17 protein-coding genes and 2 pseudogenes are annotated in these 23,348 nt (G+C 69.0%); 13 read left to right on the top strand and 6 right to left on the bottom strand.

What is annotated here, in order from left to right; all coding sequences use genetic code 11:
• The first annotated feature begins 1,185 nt into the window (after window positions 1-1,185).
• The 8 genes and pseudogenes from MCHUDSM44219_RS09340 to MCHUDSM44219_RS09375 all read left to right on the top strand — a co-directional run bounded on the left by MCHUDSM44219_RS09340 (window position 1,186) and on the right by MCHUDSM44219_RS09375 (window position 12,065).
• A complete protein-coding gene (locus MCHUDSM44219_RS09340) occupies window positions 1,186-2,613 on the top strand; it encodes an HNH endonuclease signature motif containing protein (RefSeq protein ID WP_048417940.1) in 1,428 nt (475 codons plus the stop codon).
• 25 nt (window positions 2,614-2,638) lie between these two features.
• Window positions 2,639-3,067 carry an NINE protein gene (locus MCHUDSM44219_RS09345; RefSeq protein WP_172506255.1) on the top strand — a complete coding sequence of 143 codons (429 nt, stop codon included), beginning with the start codon at window positions 2,639-2,641 and terminating at the stop codon, window positions 3,065-3,067.
• Window positions 3,057-3,470 (top strand): DUF2752 domain-containing protein, encoded by a 414-nt coding sequence (locus MCHUDSM44219_RS09350; protein WP_048417941.1) that lies wholly within the window; start codon window positions 3,057-3,059, stop codon window positions 3,468-3,470. Before MCHUDSM44219_RS09345 ends, MCHUDSM44219_RS09350 begins: the two co-directional genes overlap by 11 nt.
• Window positions 3,471-3,553: 83 nt before the next feature.
• Window positions 3,554-4,299: pseudogene (locus tag MCHUDSM44219_RS09355) on the top strand (glutamate synthase subunit alpha); the annotation flags it as partial.
• Window position 4,300: 1 nt separating this feature from the next.
• Window positions 4,301-8,228 (top strand): annotated as a pseudogene (gltB, locus tag MCHUDSM44219_RS09360) (glutamate synthase large subunit); the annotation flags it as partial.
• Window positions 8,221-9,729, top strand: coding sequence for a glutamate synthase subunit beta (locus MCHUDSM44219_RS09365; RefSeq protein ID WP_048417943.1), 1,509 nt, complete (start codon window positions 8,221-8,223; stop codon window positions 9,727-9,729). The pseudogene gltB and the gene MCHUDSM44219_RS09365, both read left to right, overlap by 8 nt.
• A gap of 27 nt (window positions 9,730-9,756) precedes the next feature.
• The gene (pyk, locus tag MCHUDSM44219_RS09370; RefSeq protein ID WP_048417944.1) at window positions 9,757-11,175 is read left to right on the top strand and encodes a pyruvate kinase; all 1,419 of its coding nucleotides are present in this window, start codon (window positions 9,757-9,759) and stop codon (window positions 11,173-11,175) included.
• Between the two features lie 14 nt (window positions 11,176-11,189).
• Window positions 11,190-12,065 carry an acyl-CoA thioesterase II gene (locus tag MCHUDSM44219_RS09375; RefSeq protein ID WP_048417945.1) on the top strand — a complete coding sequence of 292 codons (876 nt, stop codon included), beginning with the start codon at window positions 11,190-11,192 and terminating at the stop codon, window positions 12,063-12,065.
• Here MCHUDSM44219_RS09375 and MCHUDSM44219_RS09380 read toward each other — a convergent pair.
• From MCHUDSM44219_RS09380 to MCHUDSM44219_RS09405, 6 genes are all read right to left on the bottom strand, one after another.
• Window positions 12,049-12,537 carry a DUF4190 domain-containing protein gene (locus MCHUDSM44219_RS09380; protein ID WP_048417946.1) on the bottom strand — a complete coding sequence of 163 codons (489 nt, stop codon included), beginning with the start codon at window positions 12,535-12,537 and terminating at the stop codon, window positions 12,049-12,051. The genes MCHUDSM44219_RS09375 and MCHUDSM44219_RS09380 overlap by 17 nt on opposite strands.
• The gene (locus MCHUDSM44219_RS09385; protein ID WP_048417947.1) at window positions 12,534-13,991 is read right to left on the bottom strand and encodes an ATP-binding cassette domain-containing protein; all 1,458 of its coding nucleotides are present in this window, start codon (window positions 13,989-13,991) and stop codon (window positions 12,534-12,536) included. Before MCHUDSM44219_RS09385 ends, MCHUDSM44219_RS09380 begins: the two co-directional genes overlap by 4 nt.
• On the bottom strand, window positions 13,978-15,540 hold the full coding sequence (gene cydD, locus MCHUDSM44219_RS09390) for a thiol reductant ABC exporter subunit CydD (RefSeq protein WP_048417948.1): 1,563 nt from the start codon (window positions 15,538-15,540) through the stop codon (window positions 13,978-13,980). Before cydD ends, MCHUDSM44219_RS09385 begins: the two co-directional genes overlap by 14 nt.
• Before the next feature lie 50 nt (window positions 15,541-15,590).
• Window positions 15,591-16,631, bottom strand: coding sequence for a cytochrome d ubiquinol oxidase subunit II (cydB, locus tag MCHUDSM44219_RS09395; protein WP_048417949.1), 1,041 nt, complete (start codon window positions 16,629-16,631; stop codon window positions 15,591-15,593).
• A gap of 14 nt (window positions 16,632-16,645) precedes the next feature.
• On the bottom strand, window positions 16,646-18,103 hold the full coding sequence (locus MCHUDSM44219_RS09400) for a cytochrome ubiquinol oxidase subunit I (RefSeq protein WP_048417950.1): 1,458 nt from the start codon (window positions 18,101-18,103) through the stop codon (window positions 16,646-16,648).
• 95 nt (window positions 18,104-18,198) lie between these two features.
• The gene (locus MCHUDSM44219_RS09405; protein WP_048417951.1) at window positions 18,199-18,792 is read right to left on the bottom strand and encodes an HdeD family acid-resistance protein; all 594 of its coding nucleotides are present in this window, start codon (window positions 18,790-18,792) and stop codon (window positions 18,199-18,201) included.
• Window positions 18,793-18,952: 160 nt separating this feature from the next.
• On the opposite strand from MCHUDSM44219_RS09405, the gene MCHUDSM44219_RS09410 reads away from it, so the two are divergent.
• From MCHUDSM44219_RS09410 to MCHUDSM44219_RS09430, 5 genes are read left to right on the top strand one after another with little or no spacing between them, the layout of a single operon-like run.
• Window positions 18,953-19,891 carry an ABC transporter substrate-binding protein gene (locus MCHUDSM44219_RS09410; RefSeq protein WP_048417952.1) on the top strand — a complete coding sequence of 313 codons (939 nt, stop codon included), beginning with the start codon at window positions 18,953-18,955 and terminating at the stop codon, window positions 19,889-19,891.
• 15 nt (window positions 19,892-19,906) lie between these two features.
• Complete coding sequence (locus MCHUDSM44219_RS09415; RefSeq protein WP_048417953.1) at window positions 19,907-20,824, top strand: amino acid ABC transporter permease; 918 nt, start codon at window positions 19,907-19,909, stop codon at window positions 20,822-20,824.
• Between the two features lie 26 nt (window positions 20,825-20,850).
• Window positions 20,851-21,603, top strand: a complete 753-nt coding sequence (locus MCHUDSM44219_RS09420) for an amino acid ABC transporter ATP-binding protein (RefSeq protein ID WP_048417954.1) — start codon at window positions 20,851-20,853, stop codon at window positions 21,601-21,603.
• Between the two features lie 38 nt (window positions 21,604-21,641).
• Window positions 21,642-22,721 (top strand): MacS family sensor histidine kinase, encoded by a 1,080-nt coding sequence (gene macS, locus MCHUDSM44219_RS09425; protein ID WP_413783592.1) that lies wholly within the window; start codon window positions 21,642-21,644, stop codon window positions 22,719-22,721.
• Window positions 22,691-23,347, top strand: a complete 657-nt coding sequence (locus MCHUDSM44219_RS09430) for a response regulator (RefSeq protein WP_048418014.1) — start codon at window positions 22,691-22,693, stop codon at window positions 23,345-23,347. The genes macS and MCHUDSM44219_RS09430 overlap by 31 nt, the downstream gene beginning before the upstream one ends.
• Window position 23,348 lies beyond the last annotated feature (1 nt).

Raw genomic sequence — 23,348 nt, forward strand, 5'->3', positions numbered from 1 at the left:
CCGCCGAGGCTGTTGACGATGCTGCGGTGGCGCACCAGGTCGCCGTAGAGGGCGAGGACGCTGCTGAGGCGTTGACCGATGAGGCCGAGAGCGAGCCCGAGACTGCGGAGCCCGAGTCTGCCGAGCCGGAGGCGGGTCTGGGGTCGGTCGACGGTGACGAGGCCGCCGAGGCTGTTGACGATGCTGCGGTGGCGCACCAGGTCGCCGTAGAGGGCGAGGACGCTGCTGAGGCGTTGACCGATGAGGCCGAGAGCGAGCCCGAGACTGCGGAGCCCGAGTCTGCCGAGCCGGAGGCGGGTCTGGGGTCGGTCGACGGTGACGAGGCCGCCGAGGCTGTTGACGATGCTGCGGTGGCGCACCAGGTCGCCGTAGAGGGCGAGGACGCTGCTGAGGCGTTGACCGATGAGGCCGAGAGCGAGCCCGAGACTGCGGAGCCCGAGTCTGCCGAGCCGGAGGCGGGTCTGGGGTCGGTCGACGGTGACGAGGCCGCCGAGGCTGTTGACGATGCTGCGGTGGCGCACCAGGTCGCCGTAGAGGGCGAGGACGCTGCTGAGGCGCTGACCGATGGGGCCGAGGCAGAGCCCGAGGCCGAGCCCGAGTCTGCCGAGCCCGAGTCTGCTGAGCCCGAGGCGGGTCTGGGCTCGGTCGACGGCGATGAGGCCGCCGAGGCGGTTGACGATGCTGCGGTGGCGCACCAGGTCGCCGTAGAGGGCGAGGACGCTGCTGAGGCGTTGACCGATGGGGCCGAGGCCGAGCCCGAGTCTGCCGAGCCAGAGGCGGGTCTGGGGTCCGTCGAAGGTGACGAGGTCGCTGTGGCTGTTGACGACGCCGCGGTGGCGCACGAGGTCGCCGGCGGCGACACCGACGCCGTTGAGACGTCCGACGAGCCGGCTGCCGACGACAGCGATGAGGCCACATCGACCGATGACGAGGCATCTGCCTCTGACACGGCTGCCGTCGAGGGCACGGGCGCGGCTGAAGCCCTCACCGCCGACCCCGAGCCACCCGCGCCGACCTCGCCACCGGCCATGACTTATCGCGAATCCCGCACTCCGACAACCATTCCCGCGGAGGTCGGCCAGCGGGTCCGGCAGTGGATCCGTCGGCGCAGGAACCGCTGACAGTTATCCACAGGCCGGAAATTGGTGCCGGCCGGTGTCGGCCGCCGCAATTAGGATCGAATGTATGTTCGATGCCGGTGATCCTGCGACGCTGATCGACGCGATGGCTGCGGCCTCGCGGGCGGAGTCGGCGGCGATCGCCGAGCGCCTTCGTGCGGTTGCCGCGCTGTATGAGGTGCGTTGCGTCGATTACGCGGAGGCGCAGTTCTGGCGCACGGACGTGTTCGAGGCGGTCGCGGCGGAGGTGTCCGCGGCGCAGAACATCAGCCGGGGGCGCGCGGGATGCCAGGTGCGGGTCGCGGTGTCGCTGTATCAGCGCCTGCCGCAGGTGGCGGCGGTGTTCGCCCGCGGCGACATCGACTATCGGGTGCTGCAGATGGTGATCAACCGCACCGCGAACGTCGAGGACGACATCATCGCCGGTCTGGACGCGTCGCTGGCCGAGCAGGTGCGCAAGTGGATGCGTCTCTCCAAGAAGAAACTGCGTGACCGCATCGACGTGTGGGTGGCCGACTACGATCCTGCCGCGGTTCGGGTGCCGCCCACCGTGGCGGAAAACTGCTACCTCGAGGTCGAAGCCCACCCCGAGGCGGCGGGTATGGCGATGGTGGGCGGTGTGCTGGATGCGGTCGACGCTTCAGCTTTCGATCAGCGCCTGGACTTGATCGCGGACTCGGTGTGCGCCAACGATCCACGCTCCAAGCAGCAGCGCCGCGCGGCGGCGTGTGGCGCTATGGGGCGGCTGGAGTCGTCGTTGGCCTGCCTGTGCGGATCCACCGACTGTCCGGCGGCGAAGGTGCGGGAGTCTGCCGCGCAGGTGGTCGTTCACGTGTTGGCTGAGCAGGCGACGCTGGAGGGGACCAGTCGGCGGCCGGGGTATCTGTCCGGGTTCGGTGTGCTGCCGGCCGAATCGGTCCGCAAGGCCGCCACGACCGCAAAGCTCAAGCCGGTGCGCTTCCCGAGCAATGAGCCCGAATCCGGTTACCGGCCCTCGGCCGGGCTGCGGGACTTCTTGCAGTGGCGGGATCTGACGTGCCGCTTTCCGGGATGCGACCGCCCGGTGGCTGGATGCGATCTCGACCACACGACATCGTGGCCGTTCGGACCCACCCATGCCTCCGGCCTGAAGCATTACTGCCGCACCGATCATTTGATCAAGACCTTCTACACCGGGCCGAACGGGTGGAGCGACGAGCAGCGCCCCGACGGCACGATCGTGATCACGGCGCCGACCGGGCACGTCTACACCACCGACGCCCTCGGGGGAATCCTGTTCCCCGGGTTGGCGGTACCGACCGGGACCATAACGACCTCGACGCCGGTCGACGGCGCCGGGCGCACCGCGATGATGCCGATGCGCAAGACCACCCGAGAACAAGACCGCCGCGAGCGAGTCAAACAGGAACGCCGGCGCCGCCTCGAACTCAACGCCGAACAGGAACGCCAACGACAAGCCTGGCTGGCCGCCACATACGAACCCCCACCGTTCTGAGTCGACGGTCTGGCATGCTTGGGGCATGACCGAGCCGCAGTTCAGTGGCAGTGAGGGTGGCAACCCCTACATGCCTCCGCCGCAGCAAGCGGGATACCCGCCGCCCGGCCAGCAGTACGGTCCGCCGCCGGGGCAGTACCCGCCTCCGCTCGGCCAGTATCCGCCGGCCTACATGGACCCTGCCGCGCCCTACGGTCGGCACCCGCTGACGGGGGAGCCGCTGTCGGAGAAGTCGAAAGTGGTCGCGGGACTTCTGCAGCTGCTCGGCCTCCTGGGACTGGTCGGCATCGGCCGCATCTACCTCGGCTACACAGGCCTCGGCATCGCTCAGCTCGTCGTCGGGCTCATCACCTGCGGCATCGGCGCCGTCATCTGGGGCATCATCGACGCCGTCCTGATCCTCACCGACAAGGTGCGCGACCCCGAGGGGCGTCCTCTGCGCGATGGCACCTAGCCCGCCGTCCACCCGCCGCAACCGGCTGCTCATCGGCCTCGGCACCGGGGCCGCGCTGGTGGGCAGCCTCGCCTACATCGGGATCGGTGACCCGCACAGTCCCAGCTTCGTGTTCCCGGCCTGTCCGTTCAAATCTCTCACCGGCTGGCTCTGCCCGGCCTGCGGCGGACTTCGGATGACCCACGATCTGCTCCACGGTGATCTGGCCGCGGCCTTCGTCGACAACGCCTTCCTGCTCATCGGACTACCGTTGCTTCTCGCCTTCGTGATCGTGCAACGCTCCCGCGGCAAACGCGTGTCCAGTATGCCGATGCTCACCGTCATCATCGCGGCGGCCGTCGTATGGACCGTCGCCCGGAATCTGCCCGGATTCCCGCTGGTCCCGACCGTTCTCAGCGGGTAGCCGCGCACCCCCGCTGATACACTCGCACGACGGGCCGGTGCAGTCCCTGACATCGAATTTCAGGACTGCGAGGAGCATCGTCCATGCTGTTCTCGGCATTGCCCGAACCCCAAGGCCTCTACGATCCCGCCAACGAGGCTGACTCCTGCGGTGTGGCCATGGTGACCGACATCCAAGGGCGGCGCTCGCACGGGATCGTCACCGACGGACTCATCGCCTTGGAGCACCTCGAGCACCGCGGCGCGGCGGGTGCGGAACCCAACAGCGGCGACGGGGCCGGCATCCTGATCCAGCTTCCCGTCGAGCTCCTGCGCGAGGTCGTCGACTTCGACCTGCCCGCACCCCACGCCGACGGCACCAACACCTTCGCCGCCGGGATCTGCTACCTCCCGCAGGATCCGAGCGCCCGCGACGAGGCGTGCGCCGCCATCGCCGCCATCGCCGCCGAGGAAGGCCTCGAGATCCTCGGCTGGCGTGAGCTTCCCGTCGATCCCGAGGGCGCCGAGGTCGGTCAGACCGCGCTCGGCTGTATGCCCCACATGGCGCAGTTGTTCGTCGCGGCACCGGAGCACCACGGCGTCCGTCCCGGCGGCAGCGATCTCGACCGCCGGGTGTACCCCCTGCGCAAGCGTGCCGAGCGCGGCGACGTGTACTTCCCGTCGCTGTCCAGCCGCACCATGGTCTACAAGGGCATGCTGACCACACTGCAACTGCCGCAATACTTTCCGGATCTGCGCGACGAACGCTGCCTGAGCGCGATCGCCATCGTGCACAGCCGCTTCTCGACGAACACGTTCCCGTCCTGGCCGCTGGCCCACCCGTTCCGCCTNTGACCACACTGCAACTGCGCAATACTTTCCGGATCTGCGCGACGAACGCTGCCTGAGCGCGATCGCCATCGTGCACAGCCGCTTCTCGACGAACACGTTCCCGTCCTGGCCGCTGGCCCACCCGTTCCGGTTCGTCGCCCACAACGGCGAGATCAACACCGTGCGCGGCAACCGCAATCGCATGCACGCCCGTGAGGCCATGCTCGCCAGCAGCAAGATCCCCGGTGAACTCGACCGGTTGTCACCCATCTGCACGCCCGGCGCGTCGGACTCCGCGTCCTTCGACGAGGTCCTCGAACTGCTCCACCTCGGCGGCCGCAGCCTGCCCCATGCCGTGCTGATGATGATCCCCGAGGCGTGGGAGAACAGCGCCACGATGGACGCCGCCGAGCGCGCGTTCTGGCAGTTCCACGCCTCGCTGATGGAACCCTGGGACGGTCCGGCGTGCGTCACCTTCACCGACGGTGTGCTCGTCGGAGCGGTGTTGGATCGCAACGGATTACGACCCGGACGGTGGTGGCGCACCATCGACGACCGCGTCATTCTCGCCAGCGAGAGCGGCGTCCTCGACGTGCCGTCGGCGCAGATCGTCGCAAAGGGCCGCCTGCAGCCGGGCAAGATGTTCCTGATCGACACCGCCGCGGGCCGCATCGTCTCCGACGACGAGGTGAAAGAGGAACTGGCGCAAGCCGAACCCTACGGTGAGTGGCTGCACGCCGGCCTGCTCGACCTCAAGACGCTGCCCGAGCGCGCCCGCGTTCAGCCCAACCACGAGTCCGTCGTCCGCCGACAGATCAGCTTCGGCTACACCGAGGAGGACCTGCGAATCCTGCTCACCCCCATGGCCGCATCCGGCGCCGAACCGCTGGGCTCCATGGGCACCGACACCCCGGCCGCCGTGCTGTCCCAGCGGTCGAAGTTGCTCTACGACTACTTCGTCGAGCTCTTCGCCCAGGTCACCAACCCGCCGTTGGACGCCATCCGCGAAGAGGTGGTCACCTCGATGTCGCGGGTGATGGGGCCCGAGCAGAACCTGCTCGAACCGTCGGCGGCCTCCTGCCGTCAGATCACGCTGGCGTGGCCCGTCCTCGACAACGACGAACTCAACAAGATCGTCCACATCAACGACGACGGTGAGCAACCCGGGCTGCGCACCGCCGTGCTGAAGGCCCTCTACCGTGTGGAACGCGGGGGAGAAGGCCTGGCCGACGCCCTCGAGGACCTGCAGCTGCGCGCCTGCGACGCGATCGCCAGAGGTGCTCGGACGCTGGTGATCTCGGACCGCGACTCCGACCACACCAAGGCGCCGATCCCGTCGCTGCTGGCCGTGTCCGCCGTCCACCACCATCTCGTGCGGACCAAGCAGCGGACCACCGTGGCGCTGGTCGTCGAGAGCGGGGACGCCCGCGAGGTGCACCACATCGCGATGCTCATCGGCTTCGGCGCCGCCGCGGTCAACCCGTATCTGGCCTTCGAGTCCATCGAAGACCTCATCCGCGAAGGCGAACTCACCGGCATCGAGCCCGCCACCGCGGTGCGCAACTACCTCAAGGCGCTGGGCAAGGGCGTCATGAAGGTGATGAGCAAAATGGGCATCTCGACGGTCGCGTCCTACACGGGCGCGCAGGCATTCGAGGCGGTGGGCATCGACAAGAGCGTCATCGACCAGTACTTCACCGGCACCCCCACCCAGCTCGGCGGCATCGGGCTCGATGTCATCGCCGAAGAGGTCAAGTTGCGGCACCGCCGCGCATACCCGGAGAACCCCACCGAGCGGGTGCACCGTCGCCTCGAGGTCGGCGGCGAGTACGTCTTCCGCCGGGAAGGGGAGTTGCACCTGTTCACCCCGGAAGTGGTTTTCCTGCTGCAACATTCGACCCGGACGGGCCGCTACGAGGTCTTCGAGAAGTACTCCGAGGAGGTCGACCGACTCGCCCGCGACGGCGGCGCGCTGCGCGGGCTGTTCGAGTTCAAGAAGGGTGTGCGTCCACCGGTGCCGCTGGACGAGGTGGAGTCGGTGGAGTCGATCGTCACCCGGTTCAACACCGGCGCCATGAGCTACGGATCCATTTCGGCCGAAGCCCACGAGACCATGGCCATCGCGATGAACAGGCTCGGTGGCCGGTCCAACAGCGGCGAAGGCGGTGAGGACGCCGACCGGCTGTACGACCCGCTGCGTCGCAGTGCGGTCAAGCAGGTGGCCTCCGGCCGTTTCGGGGTCACCAGCGACTACCTGGTCAACGCCACCGACATCCAGATCAAGATGGCCCAGGGTGCCAAACCCGGTGAAGGCGGGCAACTCCCGGGCTACAAGGTGTACCCGAACATCGCCAAGACACGGCACTCGACCCCGGGCGTCGGGCTGATCTCCCCGCCGCCGCACCACGACATCTACTCCATCGAAGACCTGGCCCAGCTGATCCACGACCTCAAGAACGCCAACGCCGACGCACGCATTCACGTCAAGCTCGTCAGCTCGGTCGGGGTCGGCACCGTCGCCGCGGGGGTGTCCAAGGCGCACGCCGACGTCGTGCTGATCTCCGGCTACGACGGCGGCACCGGCGCGGCGCCGCTGACCAGTCTCAAGCATGCCGGCGCGCCGTGGGAGATCGGCCTGGCCGACACCCAGCAGACCCTGGTGCTCAACGGGTTACGCGACCGCATCACGGTGCAGTGTGACGGCGGGATGCGCACCGCACGGGATGTGATGGTGGCGATGCTGCTGGGCGCCGAGGAGTTCGGTTTCGCCACGGCCCCGCTGGTGGTGTCGGGCTGCATCATGATGCGGGTCTGCCATCTCGACACCTGCCCGGTGGGCGTCGCCACGCAGAACCCGGAGCTGCGCGCCCGCTTCACCGGCAAACCGGAGTTCGTGGAGACCTTCTTCCGGTTCATCGCCGAGGACATCCGCCGGCACCTGGCCGAACTCGGGTTCCGCAGTGTCGACGAGGCCGTCGGGCACGCCGAGCTGCTCGACACCGACCCCGGTGTCGCGCATTGGAAGAGCAAGGGCCTGGACCTCAGCCCCATCTTCGCCGTGCCCGCGAACACCGAGCAGCGTCGGCGTGTGCGCGGCCAGGAACACGGCCTGGACCAGGCGTTGGACCGGACGCTGATCCAGCTGTGCGAGGGTGCGCTCGAGGACGCCCATCCCGTCCGGCTCGAGCTGCCCGTGCGCAACGTGAACCGCACCGTCGGAACCCTGCTCGGCAGCGAGGTCACCCGCCGCTACGGGGCCGATGGCCTCCCGGACGACACCATCCACGTCACGTTGACGGGCTCGGCGGGCCAGTCGATCGGCGCGTTCCTCCCGCCGGGCATCACCCTCGAGCTCATCGGTGACGCGAACGACTATGTCGGCAAGGGGCTTTCGGGTGGCCGGGTGATCGTCAGACCGCAGGACGACGTGCTCTTCCTGCCGGAGGACAACGTCATCGCCGGCAACACCCTGCTCTACGGGGCCACCTCCGGCGAGGTGTTCCTGCGCGGCCGCGTCGGAGAGCGATTCGCCGCGCGGAACTCCGGCGCCCTGGCGGTCACCGAAGGTGTCGGTGACCACGCCTGCGAGTACATGACCGGGGGACGCGTCGTCGTGCTCGGTCCGGTCGGCCGCAACATGGCCGCCGGCATGTCGGGTGGCATCGCCTATGTGCTCGGGCTGAATCCGAGGCGGGTCAACACCGACATGGTGGAACTGCAGGTCCTGGAACCCGAAGATCTACTGTGGCTGCGCGAGGTGATCGGCCGGCACGCCCACCACACCGGGAGCACCGTCGCGACGTCGGTGCTGTCGGACTGGCCGCGCCGCAGCGCCCAGTTCACCAAGGTCATGCCCCGCGACTACCAGCGGGTGCTGCAGGCCACCCGGATGGCCAAGGCGGAGGGCCGAGACGTCGACGCAGCGATCATGGAGGCAAGTCGTGGCTGATCCGCACGGTTTTCTGGAAGTGGCGAAGGTCGAGGCCGCCAAACGCCCCGTCGACGAACGCGTCGGTGACTGGCGCGAGGTCTACGAACAGCAGGATCCGCATCAGCGGGCCGGTGAGGTCTCGCAGCAGGCGCGCCGCTGCATGGACTGCGGAATCCCGTTCTGTCACAGCGGAAGTGCGGGTTGCCCGCTGGGGAACCTGATCCCGGAGTGGAACGATCTGGTGCGCCGGGGCCGTTGGGACGCGGCCAGCGAGCGGCTGCACGCCACCAACAACTTCCCGGAGTTCACAGGCCGGCTCTGTCCGGCCCCCTGTGAGGCCGCCTGTGTGCTGTCGATCGCCGAGGAGCAGACCGGCGGCAGCGTGACGATCAAGCGCATCGAGCAGACCATCGCCGACCAGGCCTGGATGGACGGCATCGTCGAACCCCAGCCCGCCGCGATCGCCACCGGCAAGCGCGTCGCGGTGGTGGGATCCGGACCCGCCGGACTGGCCGCGGCCCAGCAGCTCACCCGTGCCGGCCACGACGTGACGGTTTACGAGCGCGACGACCGCATCGGCGGGCTGATGCGCTACGGCATCCCGGAGTACAAGCTGGAGAAGGCGACGCTCAACCAGCGGCTGGCCCAGATGCGCGCGGAGGGAACACGTTTCGTCACCGAGTGCGAGGTCGGCGTCGACGTGACGATCGACGCGCTCCGCGCCCAGTACGACGCCGTGGTGCTCGCGGTGGGCGCGCTGCGCGCCCGGGACAACGAGGTCGAGGGCCGGCACCTGGCCGGAGTGCACCTCGCGATGGAGCACCTCGTGCCCGCCAACAAGGAGTGCGAGGGCGACGGTCCCAGTCCCATCTCGGCCGAGGGCAGGCACGTCGTGATCATCGGCGGCGGTGACACCGGAGCGGACTGCCTGGGCACCGCGCACCGGCAGGGCGCCGCGTCGGTGACCCAGCTGGACTACAACCCCGAACCGCCCGAGTACCGCGACGACTCGAGCGCGCCCTGGCCGATGTGGCCCGTGGTGCTGCGGACCCGGCTCTCGCCCGCGCACGCCGAGGGCGGCGCGCGCCGCTACCAGGTCGCGGTGCAGCGGTTCCTCGGCGACGATCAGGGCAATCTGCGTGCGCTGGAGATCGCGGAGGTCGAGGTCGAACGCGACGAGACGGGCCGGCGCCGGATCACGCCGGTGGGGCAGTCGCTGGAGATTCCGTGCGATCTGGCCCTGCTCGCGATCGGCTTCGACGGGGTCGAACACATGCCGCTGCTGGACGGTCTGGGGCTGACCCTGACGGGGCGCGGCACACTGCGCTGCGGTCAGGACTGGCAGACCGACGCGCCCGGCGTGTTCGTCTGTGGCGACGCTCACCGTGGCGCGTCGCTGATCGTCTGGGCCATCGCCGAGGGCCGCAGTGTGGCCCATGCGGTGGACACCTACCTGATGGGCGAGTCGGACCTTCCCGCGCCGGTCAGGCCCGGTGCGCTCCCGCTGGCCGTCATCTGAATCGATTAACGACTATGCTCGGCATCCGTGAGTAGACGCGGAAAGATCGTCTGTACGTTGGGTCCGGCGACCGCCTCCGAGGAGGCGGTCCGCAAACTTGTCGAGGCGGGGATGGACGTCGCCCGGCTCAATTTCAGCCACGGCGACTACCCCGATCACGAGGCCAATTACAAGCGTGTCCGGATGGCGTCGGACAGCACCGGACACGCTGTCGGCATCCTCGCCGACCTGCAGGGACCGAAGATCCGGCTCGGCCGCTTCGCCGACGGACCGACCGTCTGGGAGAACGGCGAGACGGTCCGGATCACGGTCGAGGACGTGGAGGGCACCCACGACCGGGTGTCGACGACCTACAAGCGGCTGGCGCAGGACGCGCGCCCCGGTGACCGTGTCCTCGTCGACGACGGCAACGTCGGGCTGGTCGTCGAGCACATCGACGGCAGCGACGTGGTGTGCACCGTCACCGAGGGCGGCAGGGTCAGCAACAACAAGGGCATGTCGCTGCCCGGCATGAACGTGTCGGCGCCCGCGCTGTCGGAGAAGGACATCGACGACCTGGAATTCGCGCTGCGCCTGGGCGTCGACCTGGTCGCGCTGTCGTTCGTCCGGTCGCCCGCCGACGTCGAGCTCGTGCACGAGATCATGGACCGCGTCGGCCGGCGGGTGCCCGTCATCGCCAAGCTGGAGAAGCCGGAGGCGATCGACAACCTCGAGGCCATCGTGCTCGCATTCGACGCGATCATGGTCGCGCGCGGCGATCTCGGCGTCGAGCTGCCGCTGGAGGAAGTGCCGCTGGTGCAGAAGCGGGCCATCCAGATGGCAAGGGAGAACGCCAAACCCGTCATCGTGGCCACCCAGATGCTGGAGTCGATGATCGAGAACTCCCGGCCCACCCGGGCCGAGGCCTCCGATGTGGCCAACGCCGTGCTCGACGGCGCCGACGCCGTGATGCTCTCCGGTGAGACGTCGGTCGGCAAGTGGCCCTTCGAGACCGTCCGGACGATGGCCCGCATCATCTCGGCGGTCGAGGAGAACTCGGTGGCCGCCCCGCCGCTGACCCACGTGCCGCGCACCAAGCGCGGTGTCATCTCCTACGCCGCCCGCGACATCGGGGAGCGCCTCGACGCCAAGGCGCTGGTCGCGTTCACCCAGTCCGGTGACACCGTGCGCCGGCTGGCCCGCCTGCACACCCCGCTGCCGGTGCTCGCGTTCACCGCGCTGCCCGAGGTGCGCAGTCAGCTCGCGTTGACCTGGGGCACCGAGACGTTCATCGTCCCGCACATCCAGACCACCGACGGCATGATCCGGCAGGTCGACAAGTCGATGCTCGATCTCGGCCGCTACAAGCGCGGCGATCTGGTGGTCATCGTCGCGGGCGCACCTCCGGGCACAGTAGGGTCGACGAATCTCATCCACGTCCACCGCATCGGGGAGGACGACGTCTAGACCCAGGGGGTTGTGTGTCGGCGGACTTCGACGAGCTGCTGGCCATCCTCGACCTGGACCGTGTCGACGACGACACGTTCCGCGGCGCCCACCCGAGCAAGAACCCGGTGCGCACGTTCGGCGGTCAGATGATGGCCCAGGCGTTCGTCGCGGCGGGCCGCTCGCTCGCGCATCCGGTGCCGCCCAGTGCGATGTCGGTGCACTTCATCGCCGGCGGCGACCCGGCGCAGGACCTCGAGTTCCATGTGGTGCGGTTGCGCGACGAGCGCCGCTTCGCCAACCGCCGGGTCGACGTGATGCAGAACGGGCAGCTGCTGACCACGGCGCTGGTGTCGTATCTGGCCGGCGGCAAGGGGCTCGAGCACGGCGTGCAGCCGCCTGAGCTGGCCGATCCGCTCACGATCCCGCCGATCGACGACCTGCTGCAGGGTTACGAGGACGTGGTGCCGCACTTCGTCAACGCGCTGCGGCCCATCGAATGGCGCTACACCAACGACCCCGCCTGGATCATGCGGGACAAAGGCGACCGCCTCGCCCACAACCGGGTGTGGATGACGGCACGGGGGGCCATGCCCGACGATCCCGTCCTGCACGGCGCGGCGCTGGTGTACTCGTCGGACACCACGGTGCTGGACTCGATCATCACCACGCACGGCCTGTCGTGGGGCCACGACCGGATCTTCGCGGTGACCACCAACCACTCGGTGTGGTTCCACCGGCCGGTGCGCTTCGACGAGTGGGTGCTCTACTCGACGTCGTCGCCGGTCGCGGCGGATTCGCGCGGCCTGGGCTCCGGGCACTTCTTCGACCGGTCGGGCCGGCTGCTGGCCACCGTCGTGCAGGAGGGGATCGTCAAGTACTTCCCGGCCCGCACTACGGCGTCGGCGTGACCGTGAGCGAGAACTGGTCTTCGACGCGCTGGGTGAACTCGTCGGCGCACCGCTGCGCGGCCTCGGCGTCGTTGCCGGCGCGGCTCAGGCAGTCCACGTAGTCGGTCCCGCCGACCTGATCGAACAGACCGATGTAGATCGGGATGAACACCAGCGCGGCGACGATCGCGACGGCGCCGAGCACGATGCCCGCGATCGCGACGCCGCCGTTGGTCGCCTCGCCGCGCTTGACGCGGCCGCGGGCGACGAACCCGATGATGACCGCGCACAGGCCGAGGATGATGCCGCCGGCGATCGACCAGCACAGCACGAGGCCGACGATCGCGAGGATCAGCGCCGCGGTGCCCAGGCCGTTGCGCGGCGCGGACGCCGGAGGCGGAACGGGGTAGCCACCGTAGCCGCCGTACTGCGGCGGCGGGGGTGGGTAGCTGCCCGGAGTCGGCCCGTACGGGGGCGGCGGCGGTTCGCTCATGCCGGTGAGATTACTCGCACGCCCGCCGTTTCCGGCAGGTGATGCGTGGCGACGACGACGGTCCGATCCGGGCCGAACAGACCGCCGGGGGTGAGAAGGTCGATGAGCATCGCGTCGGCGTCGGAGGCGTCGAGGTGCTCGGTCGGTTCGTCGAGGAGCACGGTCGGTGCGGTCGAGATCAACGCGCGCGCGAGCAGTAGCCGACGCCGCTGTCCCGCCGACACCGAGGCGGCACCGCCGGTGAGCACGGTCGACAACCCGTCGGGTAGATGGTCGAGCCAGCGGCTCAATCCCACCCGGTGCAACGCGTCGGTCAGTTCGGCGTCGGAGGCGTCGCCGCGGGCGACCAGCAGGTTGTCCCGCACGGTCGTGGCGAACAGGTGTGCGTCCTCGGCGAAGAACGTGCCCTCGGTGCGCATCAGCAGCGTCGTCTTCCCGCAGCCGCTGGGCCCGACGACGGCGACGCGCTCGCCGTGCGAAAGGTGCAGGGGCGCGACGTCGGGGCGGCGGCCGTCGTCGTCGACCGGCTCGGTGAGGGCGCGCAGCCGTCGGGCGGCGATGCGGGCCCGGGTCAGCGTGACGGCGGCACCGGGCAGCGTGGCCATGGCTTCGAAGGCGGACAGCGGCAACAACATCAGCACCGCGACGGTGGTCGGTGCGACCGCATTCGACAGCGCGATGCCGGCGATCAGCGCACCGAGGACGCTCACCCCGATTGCCGCCGTGGGAGCGGCGGCAGCCACGGCCGCCGGGGCCGCCGCGCGGTCCATCGCGCGTCCCCAGCGGCGCTGCTCGTCGCCGGCATCGGCGATGAGGCCGGCCAGCCGGCCACTGACCCGGAGCTCGGGTGCGTGCTCGAGCGCCAGCATGGCCGCGGTGTCACGCTGCGCATGATGCTGTGCGGCAACCTCTTCGGCGTTCGCGGCGGCGCGGGCGGCAAGCGCGGGCGCCAGTACACCCGCGACGAGCATGCACATCGCGAGCACCGCCGCCGCAACGGGCGAGATCACCGCGACCGCGCCGACGGCGGCCACCCCGAGCACGGCGGCGACGCAGATCGGCACGACGGCGCGCACCACGACATCGGACAGTTCGTCGACACCGGCACCGGCCTGTGCGACGAGTTCGCCGCTGTGCCTGCGCAAGACGGTGCCGGCCGGCGCGGCCGCGAGCCTGGAGAACAGCTGCTCGCGGGCCGAACCGGCGGACCGCAGCGCGGTGTCATGGGAGGCCAGCCGTTCGCAATAGCCGAGCACGCCCCGCGAGATGCCGAACGCCCGCACGGCGACCACCGCGACCGTGAGGTCGAGCACGGGCGGCATCTGCCACGCGCGGGTGATCAGCCACGCCGACACTCCGGCCAGAGCCAGGGCGCTGCCCAGCGACAGCACCCCGAACGTGACGGCGAGCGCGACCCGCGACACCCGGGGACGCAGCAGCTCATACGCCCACATGGACACCTCCCATGTCGACCACGACGTCGCCGATCGCGAGCACCGGATCCCGGTGGCCCACCACGATCACGGTCGCGCCGTGTGCGGCACGCTGAGCGATCGCGCGCAGCACGCGTGCCTCCGTCGGCGCATCGAGGTGGGCGGTCGGTTCGTCGAACAGCAGCACCCGCGCCGGCGAGCCGAGCACCCGGGCCAGTCCGAGGCGCTGCCGCTGTCCCAGCGACAGCCCGAGTCCGCCGCGTCCGATGACGGTGTCCAGTCCCTCCGGCAATCCGGCCAGCACTTCGTCGAAACACGCTGCGGCGCAGGCGCCGGCGAGATCGGGCAGAGCGCCGAACAGGTCCAGGTTCTCCCGGACCGTGCCGGGGATGAGCACGGGGCGCTGCGCGAGCCACGCCACCTCGGCCCACCATCGCTGCGGATCGAGATCGGCGACGTCCACACCGCCGATGCGAACGCGTCCCGCCTGGGGCGGGTCGAGTCCGAGAATCGCCTGCAGCAGCGTGGACTTTCCGATGCCGTTGGGGCCGGTGAGCACCGTGACCCTGCCCGGTTCGGCCACCATCTCAGGGGCGTCCACCTCGATGGTCAGTGCGTGGTCCGGCAGCGCCGACGTTCCCGTCGGCGGCGGCTGCGCGGTGTCGAGGAAGCGGAACGCCGCAGCCACCGCGGTCTTCCCGTCCTGGGAGGAGTGGAACGCGGCACCGACTCGGCGCAGCGGCCAGAACACCTCGGGGGCCAGCAGCAGCGCGGTCAGCGCGGCGGTCAGCGGGATGTGTCCGTACACCAGGCGCATTCCGACGCTGACCGCGACCAGCGCGACGCCGAGGGTGGCCAGCAGCTCGAGCACCAGCGCGGACAGGAACGCGATGCGCATCGTCGCCATCGCCGAGCGCCGATGCGCGGCATTGAGTTCGGCGATCCGGGCCACGGATCCTTCGGCCCGTCCGAGAGCCCGCAGGGTGGGCAGGCCCGCCACGAGGTCGAGCAGGCGCGCCTGCAGCGTGGTCATCGCGGCCAGTGCGGTCACCGAGCGCTCCTCGGTGGCCAGCCCGATGAGCACCATGAAGATCGGGATGAGCGGCAACGCGATCAGCACGATCACCGCCGACTGCCAGTCGAAGAGTGCGATCACCGCGGCGGTGGCGGGGGTGAGGATCGCCGCCAGGAACAGCGACGGCAGATAGGTGGTGAAGTAGACGCGCAGGCCGTCCAGGCCGCGGGTCACGACGGCCGCGGCGTCGTCGCGGCGCAGGTTGAGGTCGCGTGGGGGCAGCGAGGTGGCCGTCTTCAGCACCTGATCGGTGAGGTCGGCGATCACGGCGCTGGCGCCGCGTTGGGCGAGCCGGCCCTGCAGCCACTGCGCCAGGGTGCGAACACCCCACAGCGCCACCAGGATCGCGATCGGCCCGGCCAGCACGCCCACCGACCGGGACGCCGGATCGGTGATGACGCGGGCGACGATCGCCGCGAGCGCCACCGACGAGCCGATCGTCGCGGCCGCGATGACCACACCGCACACCGTGGTGGCGGCCAGGAAGCGGCGCATCGCCGTCGAGACCCGCCACAGCCGCGGGTCGACGGGGCCGGAGTTCTCGGTCAGGAGGGGTGCCTCGACAATCCGACGGAGGCCGGGATCGCGTCGGCCGTGATGCGTTTGCGGAACACCCAGTACGTCCAGGCCTGGTAGCCGATCACCAACGGCAGCAACGTCAACGACGCCCAGGTCATGATCTTCAGCGTGTACGGCGTCGACGACCCGTTGTAGATGGTGACGCTCCACTCGGGATTCAGCGTGGAGGGCAACAGGTTCGGGTACAGCGACCCGAACAGCAGGACCGCGACGGCCGCGACGACGAGGATCGTCGAGAAGAACGCGACTCCCTCCCGCTCGTGATTCCACATCAGCCGGACGGCGGTCAGCAGCGCGACGACCGCGACCGCCAGGGCCAGCCACGTCCAGGTCTTTCCGTGCGCCAGTTGGGTCCACAGACCGAAGCCGCCGGCGAGCACGACCACCGGGGCGGACAGGATCCGGGCGAACCGGAACGCGTCCTCGCGCACCGGCCCCGCGGTCTTGAGGGCGACGAACACCGAGCCGTAGAACGCGAACAGCGAGGCGGTCGCCAGGCCACCGAGCAGGGTGTAGACGTTGACGACGTCGGTCAGCGTGGCCTGGGAGCGTCCGTCGGCGTCGATCGGAAGGCCCTGCACCAGCACGGCGAAGGCGACACCCCACAGGATCGCGGGAAGCCAGGAGCCGACCGCGATCCCCAGATCTGCCCAGCCGCGCCAGCGCGGATCGTCCACCTTGCCGCGCCACTCGATGCCGACGATGCGCACGATCATGCCGACCAGGATCGCCAGCAGGGGCAGGTACAGCGACGAGAACACCGTGGCATACCAGTTCGGGAACGCCGCGAACATCGCTGCGCCGGCGGTGATCAACCACACCTCGTTGGCGTCCCACACCGGCCCGATGGTGTTCAGCGCCGCCCGCCGGTGCTGTTCCCGATCGCCCACCCCGACGGCTCCGAACGGGATCATCAGCATGCCGACGCCGAAGTCGAAACCCTCGAGCACGAGGAATCCGAGGAACAGCGCTGCGATGAGGAAGAACCAGAGTTCCTGCAGTCCCATGGTTTCGCGTCCTCTCAGTAGGCGAAGGACAGGGGAGCGACGTCGTCGTCGCTGGGCGCTTTCGGCGGGGCCGGTTCGGAGTCGTGCTCCTGCGGGCCCTCGACGACGTAGCGGCGCATCAGCCAAAACCAGATCACCGCCAGCACCCCGTAGAGGAGCGTGAAGGTGGCCAGCGAGAACAGCACCAGTCCGGCGGAGTGCCCGGACACACCGTCCTGCACCGTCATTCGCACCAGCTGATCACCGGTCGGGTTGGGCACCACCACCCACGGCTGCCGTCCCATCTCGGTGAAGACCCAGCCGGCCGAGTTGGCGAGGAACGGGGCGGGAATGGTGAGGATGCCGAACCGCCCGTACCAGCGTTGGTCGGGGATGCGTCCACCGCGGGTGAGCCACAGGGTGGCCAGGGCGAAGGCGACCGGCACCAGCAGCAGGCCGATCATCGCGCGGAACGCCCAGTAGGTGACGAACAGGTTGGGCCGGTAGTCGCCGGGCCCGAACTTGTCCTGATACTGCTGCTGAAGGTCCTGGACCCCCTGCAACGTCACGCCGCTGAACTTGCTCTCGGCGAGGAACGGGAGCACGTAGGGCACCTCGATGAGGTGGGTGACGCTGTCGCAGTTGTTGTGGGTGCCCACGGTGAGGACGGAGAACATCGGGTCGGTTTCGGTGTGGCACAACGATTCCGCCGAGGCCATCTTCATCGGCTGCTGGACGAACATCAGCTTGCCCTGGATGTCACCGGTGAAGAACAGGCCGAGTGCGGCGACGAGGGCCACCAGACTGCCGAGAATCGCGGCGGGCCGGTACATCGCGCGACTGTCGGCCGCACCGGAGGACCGGGCGTCACGCACCATCAACCACGCCGAGATGCCGGCGACGAACGCGCCCGCAGTGAGGAACGCCCCGGTGACCGCATGCAGGAACGCCCAGATCGCCGTGTTGTTGGTGAGCAGCGCACCGAAGTCCGTCAGTTCGGCGCGTCCGCTCTCCGGGTTGAAGCGGGCTCCGACGGGGTGCTGCATGAACGAGTTCGCCGCGATGATGAAGTACGCCGAGGCGTTCACGCCGAACGCGACGATCCAGATGCACACCAGGTGCACGGCCTTCGGCAGCCGATTCCAGCCGAAGATCCACAGGCCGATGAACGTCGACTCGAAGAAGAACGCGATCAGTCCCTCGAACGCCAGTGGCGCACCGAAGATGTCGCCGACGAACTTCGAGTACTCGCTCCAGTTCATCCCGAACTGGAACTCCTGCACGATGCCCGTGGCGACACCGAGGGCGAAATTGATCAGGAACAGTTTGCCGAAGAAGCGGGTCAGTCGGTACCACGACGGGTTGCCGGTGACGTGCCACACCGTCTGCATGACCGCGATCAGCGGTGCCAGGCCGATGGTCAGCGGGACGAAGATGAAGTGGTAGACGGTGGTGATCCCGAACTGCCACCGCGACACGTCCAAGGCATTCATGGGCCCACTCCCAAGGTCTACGCGGTCAGTCTACGACCAATCTACGACAGAGTGTAGTAGCGAAGTGGGCGGAAATTCCTAGGGGCTTTCGGCCCTCATTCCGGGGACGGTGCGGTGACCTTCTCCCGCCATTCGGCCATGTTCTTGCTGGCCTTGCGGATCCCGAACGCCGACACGGTCTCGAAGACGCCGATCACGACCAGCCAGATGCCGACGACCAACGACAGCGTGGCCAGTGACTCGAACGGCGAGGCGAGCATGACGACACCCGCGATCAGGCTGATCACGCCGATGAAGATCTCCCAGCCCCGGCCGGGCAGCGTGGGATCGCTGATCGCCGACACCGCCGTGGCGACGCCGCGGAAGATGAATCCGACGCCGATCCAGATGGCCAGCAGCAGGATCGAGTCCTGCAGGCTGCGGAAACACAGCACCGCAAGGATCAGTGCGGCCGCGCCGCTGAGGAACAGCAGCACCCGGCCGCCGGCGGAAACGTGCAGGCTGAAGGCGAAGACGACCTGCGAGATGCCCGAGATCAGCAGGTAGGCGCCGAAGAAGATCGCCGCGACGACGATGGTGATGGCCGGCCAGACGAGCACCATGACGCCGAGGACCACCGCGAGAATGCCCGACAGCAACGCGGACTTCCACAGATGCTGCAACATGCTTGGGGGAGCAGGGGTTTCCATGCGCGCAGTGTGGCACACGGGTGCCCGCCACCTTCCAGTTTCGCGGTACCGCTGTGATGTCTCTACACGGTCGTTAATGTTCCGTTACCGGCGCTGCGCGTCGGGTCATCGGTCGTTAACGTCCTTGGCTGGACATGCCGCAGAGAAAGTAGAGGCAACTGTGTTGGGTGGAAAGCAAGACCGCCGGGCCAAGATCTGGCGGGTCGCGGCCGTGTTCGTCGCAACGGGTGCCCTGGCGTTGTCAGGGTGCGCGAGCGGCTCAGACTCCGGAGGCAGCGGCGGAGGAGGAGGAGGAGGTGAATCCTCGACGAGCTCGGCCCCGGCCGAGAAGGTCGAGGCGATCGCCAACACCGTGCCGGAGGCCATCAAATCCTCCGGCAAGCTCGTCATCGGGGTGAACATCCCGTACGCGCCGAACGAATTCAAGGATCCCGAGGGCAAGATCGTCGGCTTCGACGTCGACCTGATGAACGCGATCGCCGGCACGCTCGGCCTGACCCCGGAGTACCGGGAGGCCGACTTCGCCAAGATCATCCCGTCCATCCAGGGTGGCACCTTCAACGTCGGGATGTCGTCGTTCACCGACAGCAAGGAGCGCGAGCAGTCCGTCGACTTCGTGACCTACTTCTCGGCCGGCACGCTCTGGGCGCAGAAGCCCGGTGCCGGGATCGATCCCGAGAATGCCTGCGGCAAGAAGGTCGCGGTCCAGGCCACCACCGTGCAGGAGACCGACGAGCTGCCCGCCCGCAGCAAGAAGTGCACCGACGCGGGCAAGCCGGCGATCGAGATCGTGCCGTTCGACAGCCAGGACGCGGCCACCAACGCCGTGGTGCTCGGTCAGGCCGACGCGATGTCGGCCGACTCGCCGGTGACGCTGTACGCCATCAAGCAGACCAACGGCAAGCTCGAGCAGGCCGGCGAGACGTTCGATTCGGCGCCCTACGGCTGGCCCGTCGCGAAGGGTTCCCCTCTGGCCCAGTCGCTGCTGCAGGCGCTCGAGCATTTGATCGAGACCGGCAAGTACAAGGAGATCGCCGCGAACTGGGGCCTGGAAGAGGGCATGATCGACAAGCCGGTGATCAACGGCGCGGTCTCCTAGTCGAAGGCGGGATTCATGAGTGATGCCGGCGCGCCGCCACAGGCCATCGACGCTGTACCGCTGAAACACCCCTGGCGGTGGGTGGCGGCGGCCGTCATCCTCATCATGGCCTTCCTGTTCATCTACGGGGCGGCCACCAACCAGGCCTACCGGTGGTCGGTCTTCGCCGAGTACGTCTTCGACAAGAGGGTGCTGACCGTCGGGCTGGTCAACACCCTGCAGTTGACGGTCTACTCGATGGCCCTGGCGATCGCACTCGGGGTGCTGCTCGCGGTGATGCGCCTGTCGCCCAACCCGGTGTTCCGCTGGGTGTCGTGGGTGTACCTGTGGATCTTCCGCGGCACCCCGATCTACGTACAGCTGGTGTTCTGGGGCCTGATCCCGACGATCTACCAGCAGTTACGCGTGGGCGTGCCATTCGGCCCGACGTTCACCGTGATCGATCTGCAGAGCTTGTCCATCCCGTTCCTGCTGGCGACGCTCGGTCTGGCGCTCAACGAGGCGGCCTACATGGCCGAGATCATCCGCGCCGGCATCAGCTCCGTTCCCGAGGGCCAACTGGAGGCATCGACGGCCCTGGGCATGTCCTGGGGGCTCGCGATGCGGCGCACGGTGCTCCCGCAGGCGATGCGCGTGATCATCCCGCCGACCGGCAACGAGGTGATCAGCATGCTGAAGACCACCTCACTGGTGACCGCGGTGCCGTTCACCCTCGACCTGTTCGGCATCACCGCCAGGGAGATCGCCGCACGTACCTTCGAACCTGTGCCGCTGCTCATGGTCGCCGCGTTCTGGTACCTGATCGTGACCAGCATCCTGATGGTGGGCCAGTTCTACCTCGAGCGGTACTTCTCCCGGGGCGCGTCGCGAAAGCTGACGACCAAGCAACTCGAGGCGCTGGCGAAGGCGCAGGCAGGCACAGGTGCGATGTGACTCGATCGGAGAAGGCCGCTGGGCCCATGGTGAAGGCCGAGCTGGTGTGCAAGGACTTCGGCGCGCTGAAGGTGCTCAAGGGCATCACGCTGGAGGTGCAGCAGGGGGAGGTGCTGGTTCTGGTCGGACCGTCCGGGTCGGGCAAGTCCACGTTCCTGCGGTGCATCAACCACCTCGAGACGGTGAGCGCGGGCCGGCTCTACGTCGACGGCAAGCTGGTCGGCTACACCGAGCGCGGCGGCAAACTGCACGAGATGAAGCCCGGTGACGTGGCCAAGCAGCGCCGCGAGGTCGGGATGGTGTTCCAGCACTTCAACCTGTTCCCGCACCGCACCGCGCTGGGCAACATCGTCGAGGCGCCGATCAAGGTCAAGGGCGTCAACAAGAAAGAGGCGATCGAACGCGGCAAGGATCTGCTCGAGCAGGTCGGCCTGGCCGAGAAGGCCAACGCCTATCCCGCCCAGCTGTCGGGCGGACAGCAGCAGCGCGTCGCGATCGCCCGCGCGCTGGCGATGGATCCCAAGCTCATGCTGTTCGACGAACCCACTTCCGCGCTGGACCCCGAGCTCGTCGGCGAGGTGCTGGGGGTGATGAAGACGCTGGCCTCGGAGGGCATGACGATGGTCGTCGTCACCCACGAGATGGGCTTCGCCCGCGAGGTCGCCGATGAGGTGGCGTTCATGGATGCCGGCGTCGTCGTCGAGCGGGGCAACCCGCGCGAGATCATGGCCAACCCGCAGCACGAACGGACCAAACTGTTTCTCTCCAAGGTGATGTAGCGCCCGACCCCGCCACGCCGCTGTGGCGGGCGGCCCAGGTGTTCCGCCTGCTCAGCTGCCTGTACGCGCTGGGCTTCGGGTTCGCCGTCAACGCCGACCTGGAGCGGCCCGTCGGCGGCTGGCTGGTGTTCGCGCTCCTGATCGGGTGGAGCGTCGCCTGCGCGGTGGCCTATCTGCAGGGTTTCGGGCGTCGGCCGGCCTGGGTGCTGACCGAGATCGCCGTCGTGGTGGCGCTGGTGCTGTCCACCGAACTCGTCGCGTCCGACCGGTGGATCGCCGACAACCAGTCGCTGCCAACCACCCTGTGGGCCACGAACGCCACCATCTCCGCGGCCATCCTGTTCGGTCCGATCGGCGGCATGCTGACCGGCGTGGTGGTGATGTCGCTGGGCGCGGTGCTCAAGGGGTACGTCAGCGTCGACCTCGGCCGCAACGCGACCATCGTCATCGAACTGGCGGTCGGCCTCGCGGTCGGCATGGCCGCGCAGACGGCTCGCCGCGCGCACGCCGAACTCGAGCGAGCGGCCCGGTTGTCGGCGTCGGTGGAGGAGCGGGAGCGGCTCTCCCGGCACGTGCACGACGGGGTTCTGCAGGTGCTCGCGCTCGTGGCCCGGCGTGGGCGCGAGATCGGCGGGGAGACTGAACAATTGGCTGAACTGGCGGGCGAGCAGGAGCGTGCGCTGCGCCGTCTGGTGGTCGCGGGCGAGGAAGCGGCCGGGGACGGCGCGCAGGCCGACCTCGGTGCGATGCTGCGCCGCCGCGCCGCCGACCGGGTGTCGGTGAGCGTGCCCGCGCACCCGGTGGTGCTCGACGCGGCCGTCGCCGACCAACTCTGCGCCGCCGTCGGCAACGCACTGGACAACGTCGAGGCGCACGCCGGGGACGGGGCGCGGGCGTATGTTCTGCTCGAGGATCTCGGCGAGTCGGTGACAGTCAGTGTGCGCGACGACGGCGTCGGGATTCCCGACGGACGGCTCGCCGAGGCAGTTCGGGAAGGTCGGATCGGTGTCGCGAAATCGATTGTGGGACGGATGGATTGGTTGGGCGGGCAGGCGACGCTGCACACCGGCCCGGGGTTGGGGGTGGAATGGGAGCTGACGGTACCGCGATCACGGTGATGGTCGTCGACGACCATCCCATCTGGCGTGACGCGGTGGCGCGTGATCTCGCCGACGACGGTTTCGACGTGGTGGCCACAGCGGACGGCGTCGGTGCGGCCGCCCGGCGAGCGGCGGTGGTGCGACCCGCGGTGGTGGTGATGGACATGCGGCTGGCCGACGGCGACGGGGCACAGGCCACCGCGCAGGTGCTCGCCGTGTCCCCGTCGTCACGTGTCCTGGTGCTCTCGGCGTCCGACGAACGCGACGACGTGCTCGAGGCCGTCAAGGCGGGCGCGTCGGGGTATCTGGTGAAGAGCGCGTCCAAGCAGGAACTCGCCGAGGCGGTGCGGGCCACCGCGCAGGGCCGCGCCGTGTTCACCCCCGGGCTCGCGGGTCTGGTGCTCGGGGAGTACCGGCGCATCGCGCGGGACGAGACCGGCCCGGCGCAGCCGAGCCTGACCGAACGGGAGACCGAGATCCTGCGCCATGTCGCCAAGGGGCTGACCGCCAAACAGATCGCCGCCCGCCTGTCGCTGAGCCATCGGACGGTCGAGAACCACGTGCAGGCCACGTTCCGCAAGTTGCAGGTCGGCAATCGGGTCGAGCTGGCGCGCTACGCGATCGAGCACGGCCTCGACGAGTAGT

The organism is Mycolicibacterium chubuense (genome assembly GCF_001044255.1).
Lineage (GTDB): Bacteria > Actinomycetota > Actinomycetes > Mycobacteriales > Mycobacteriaceae > Mycobacterium > Mycobacterium chubuense.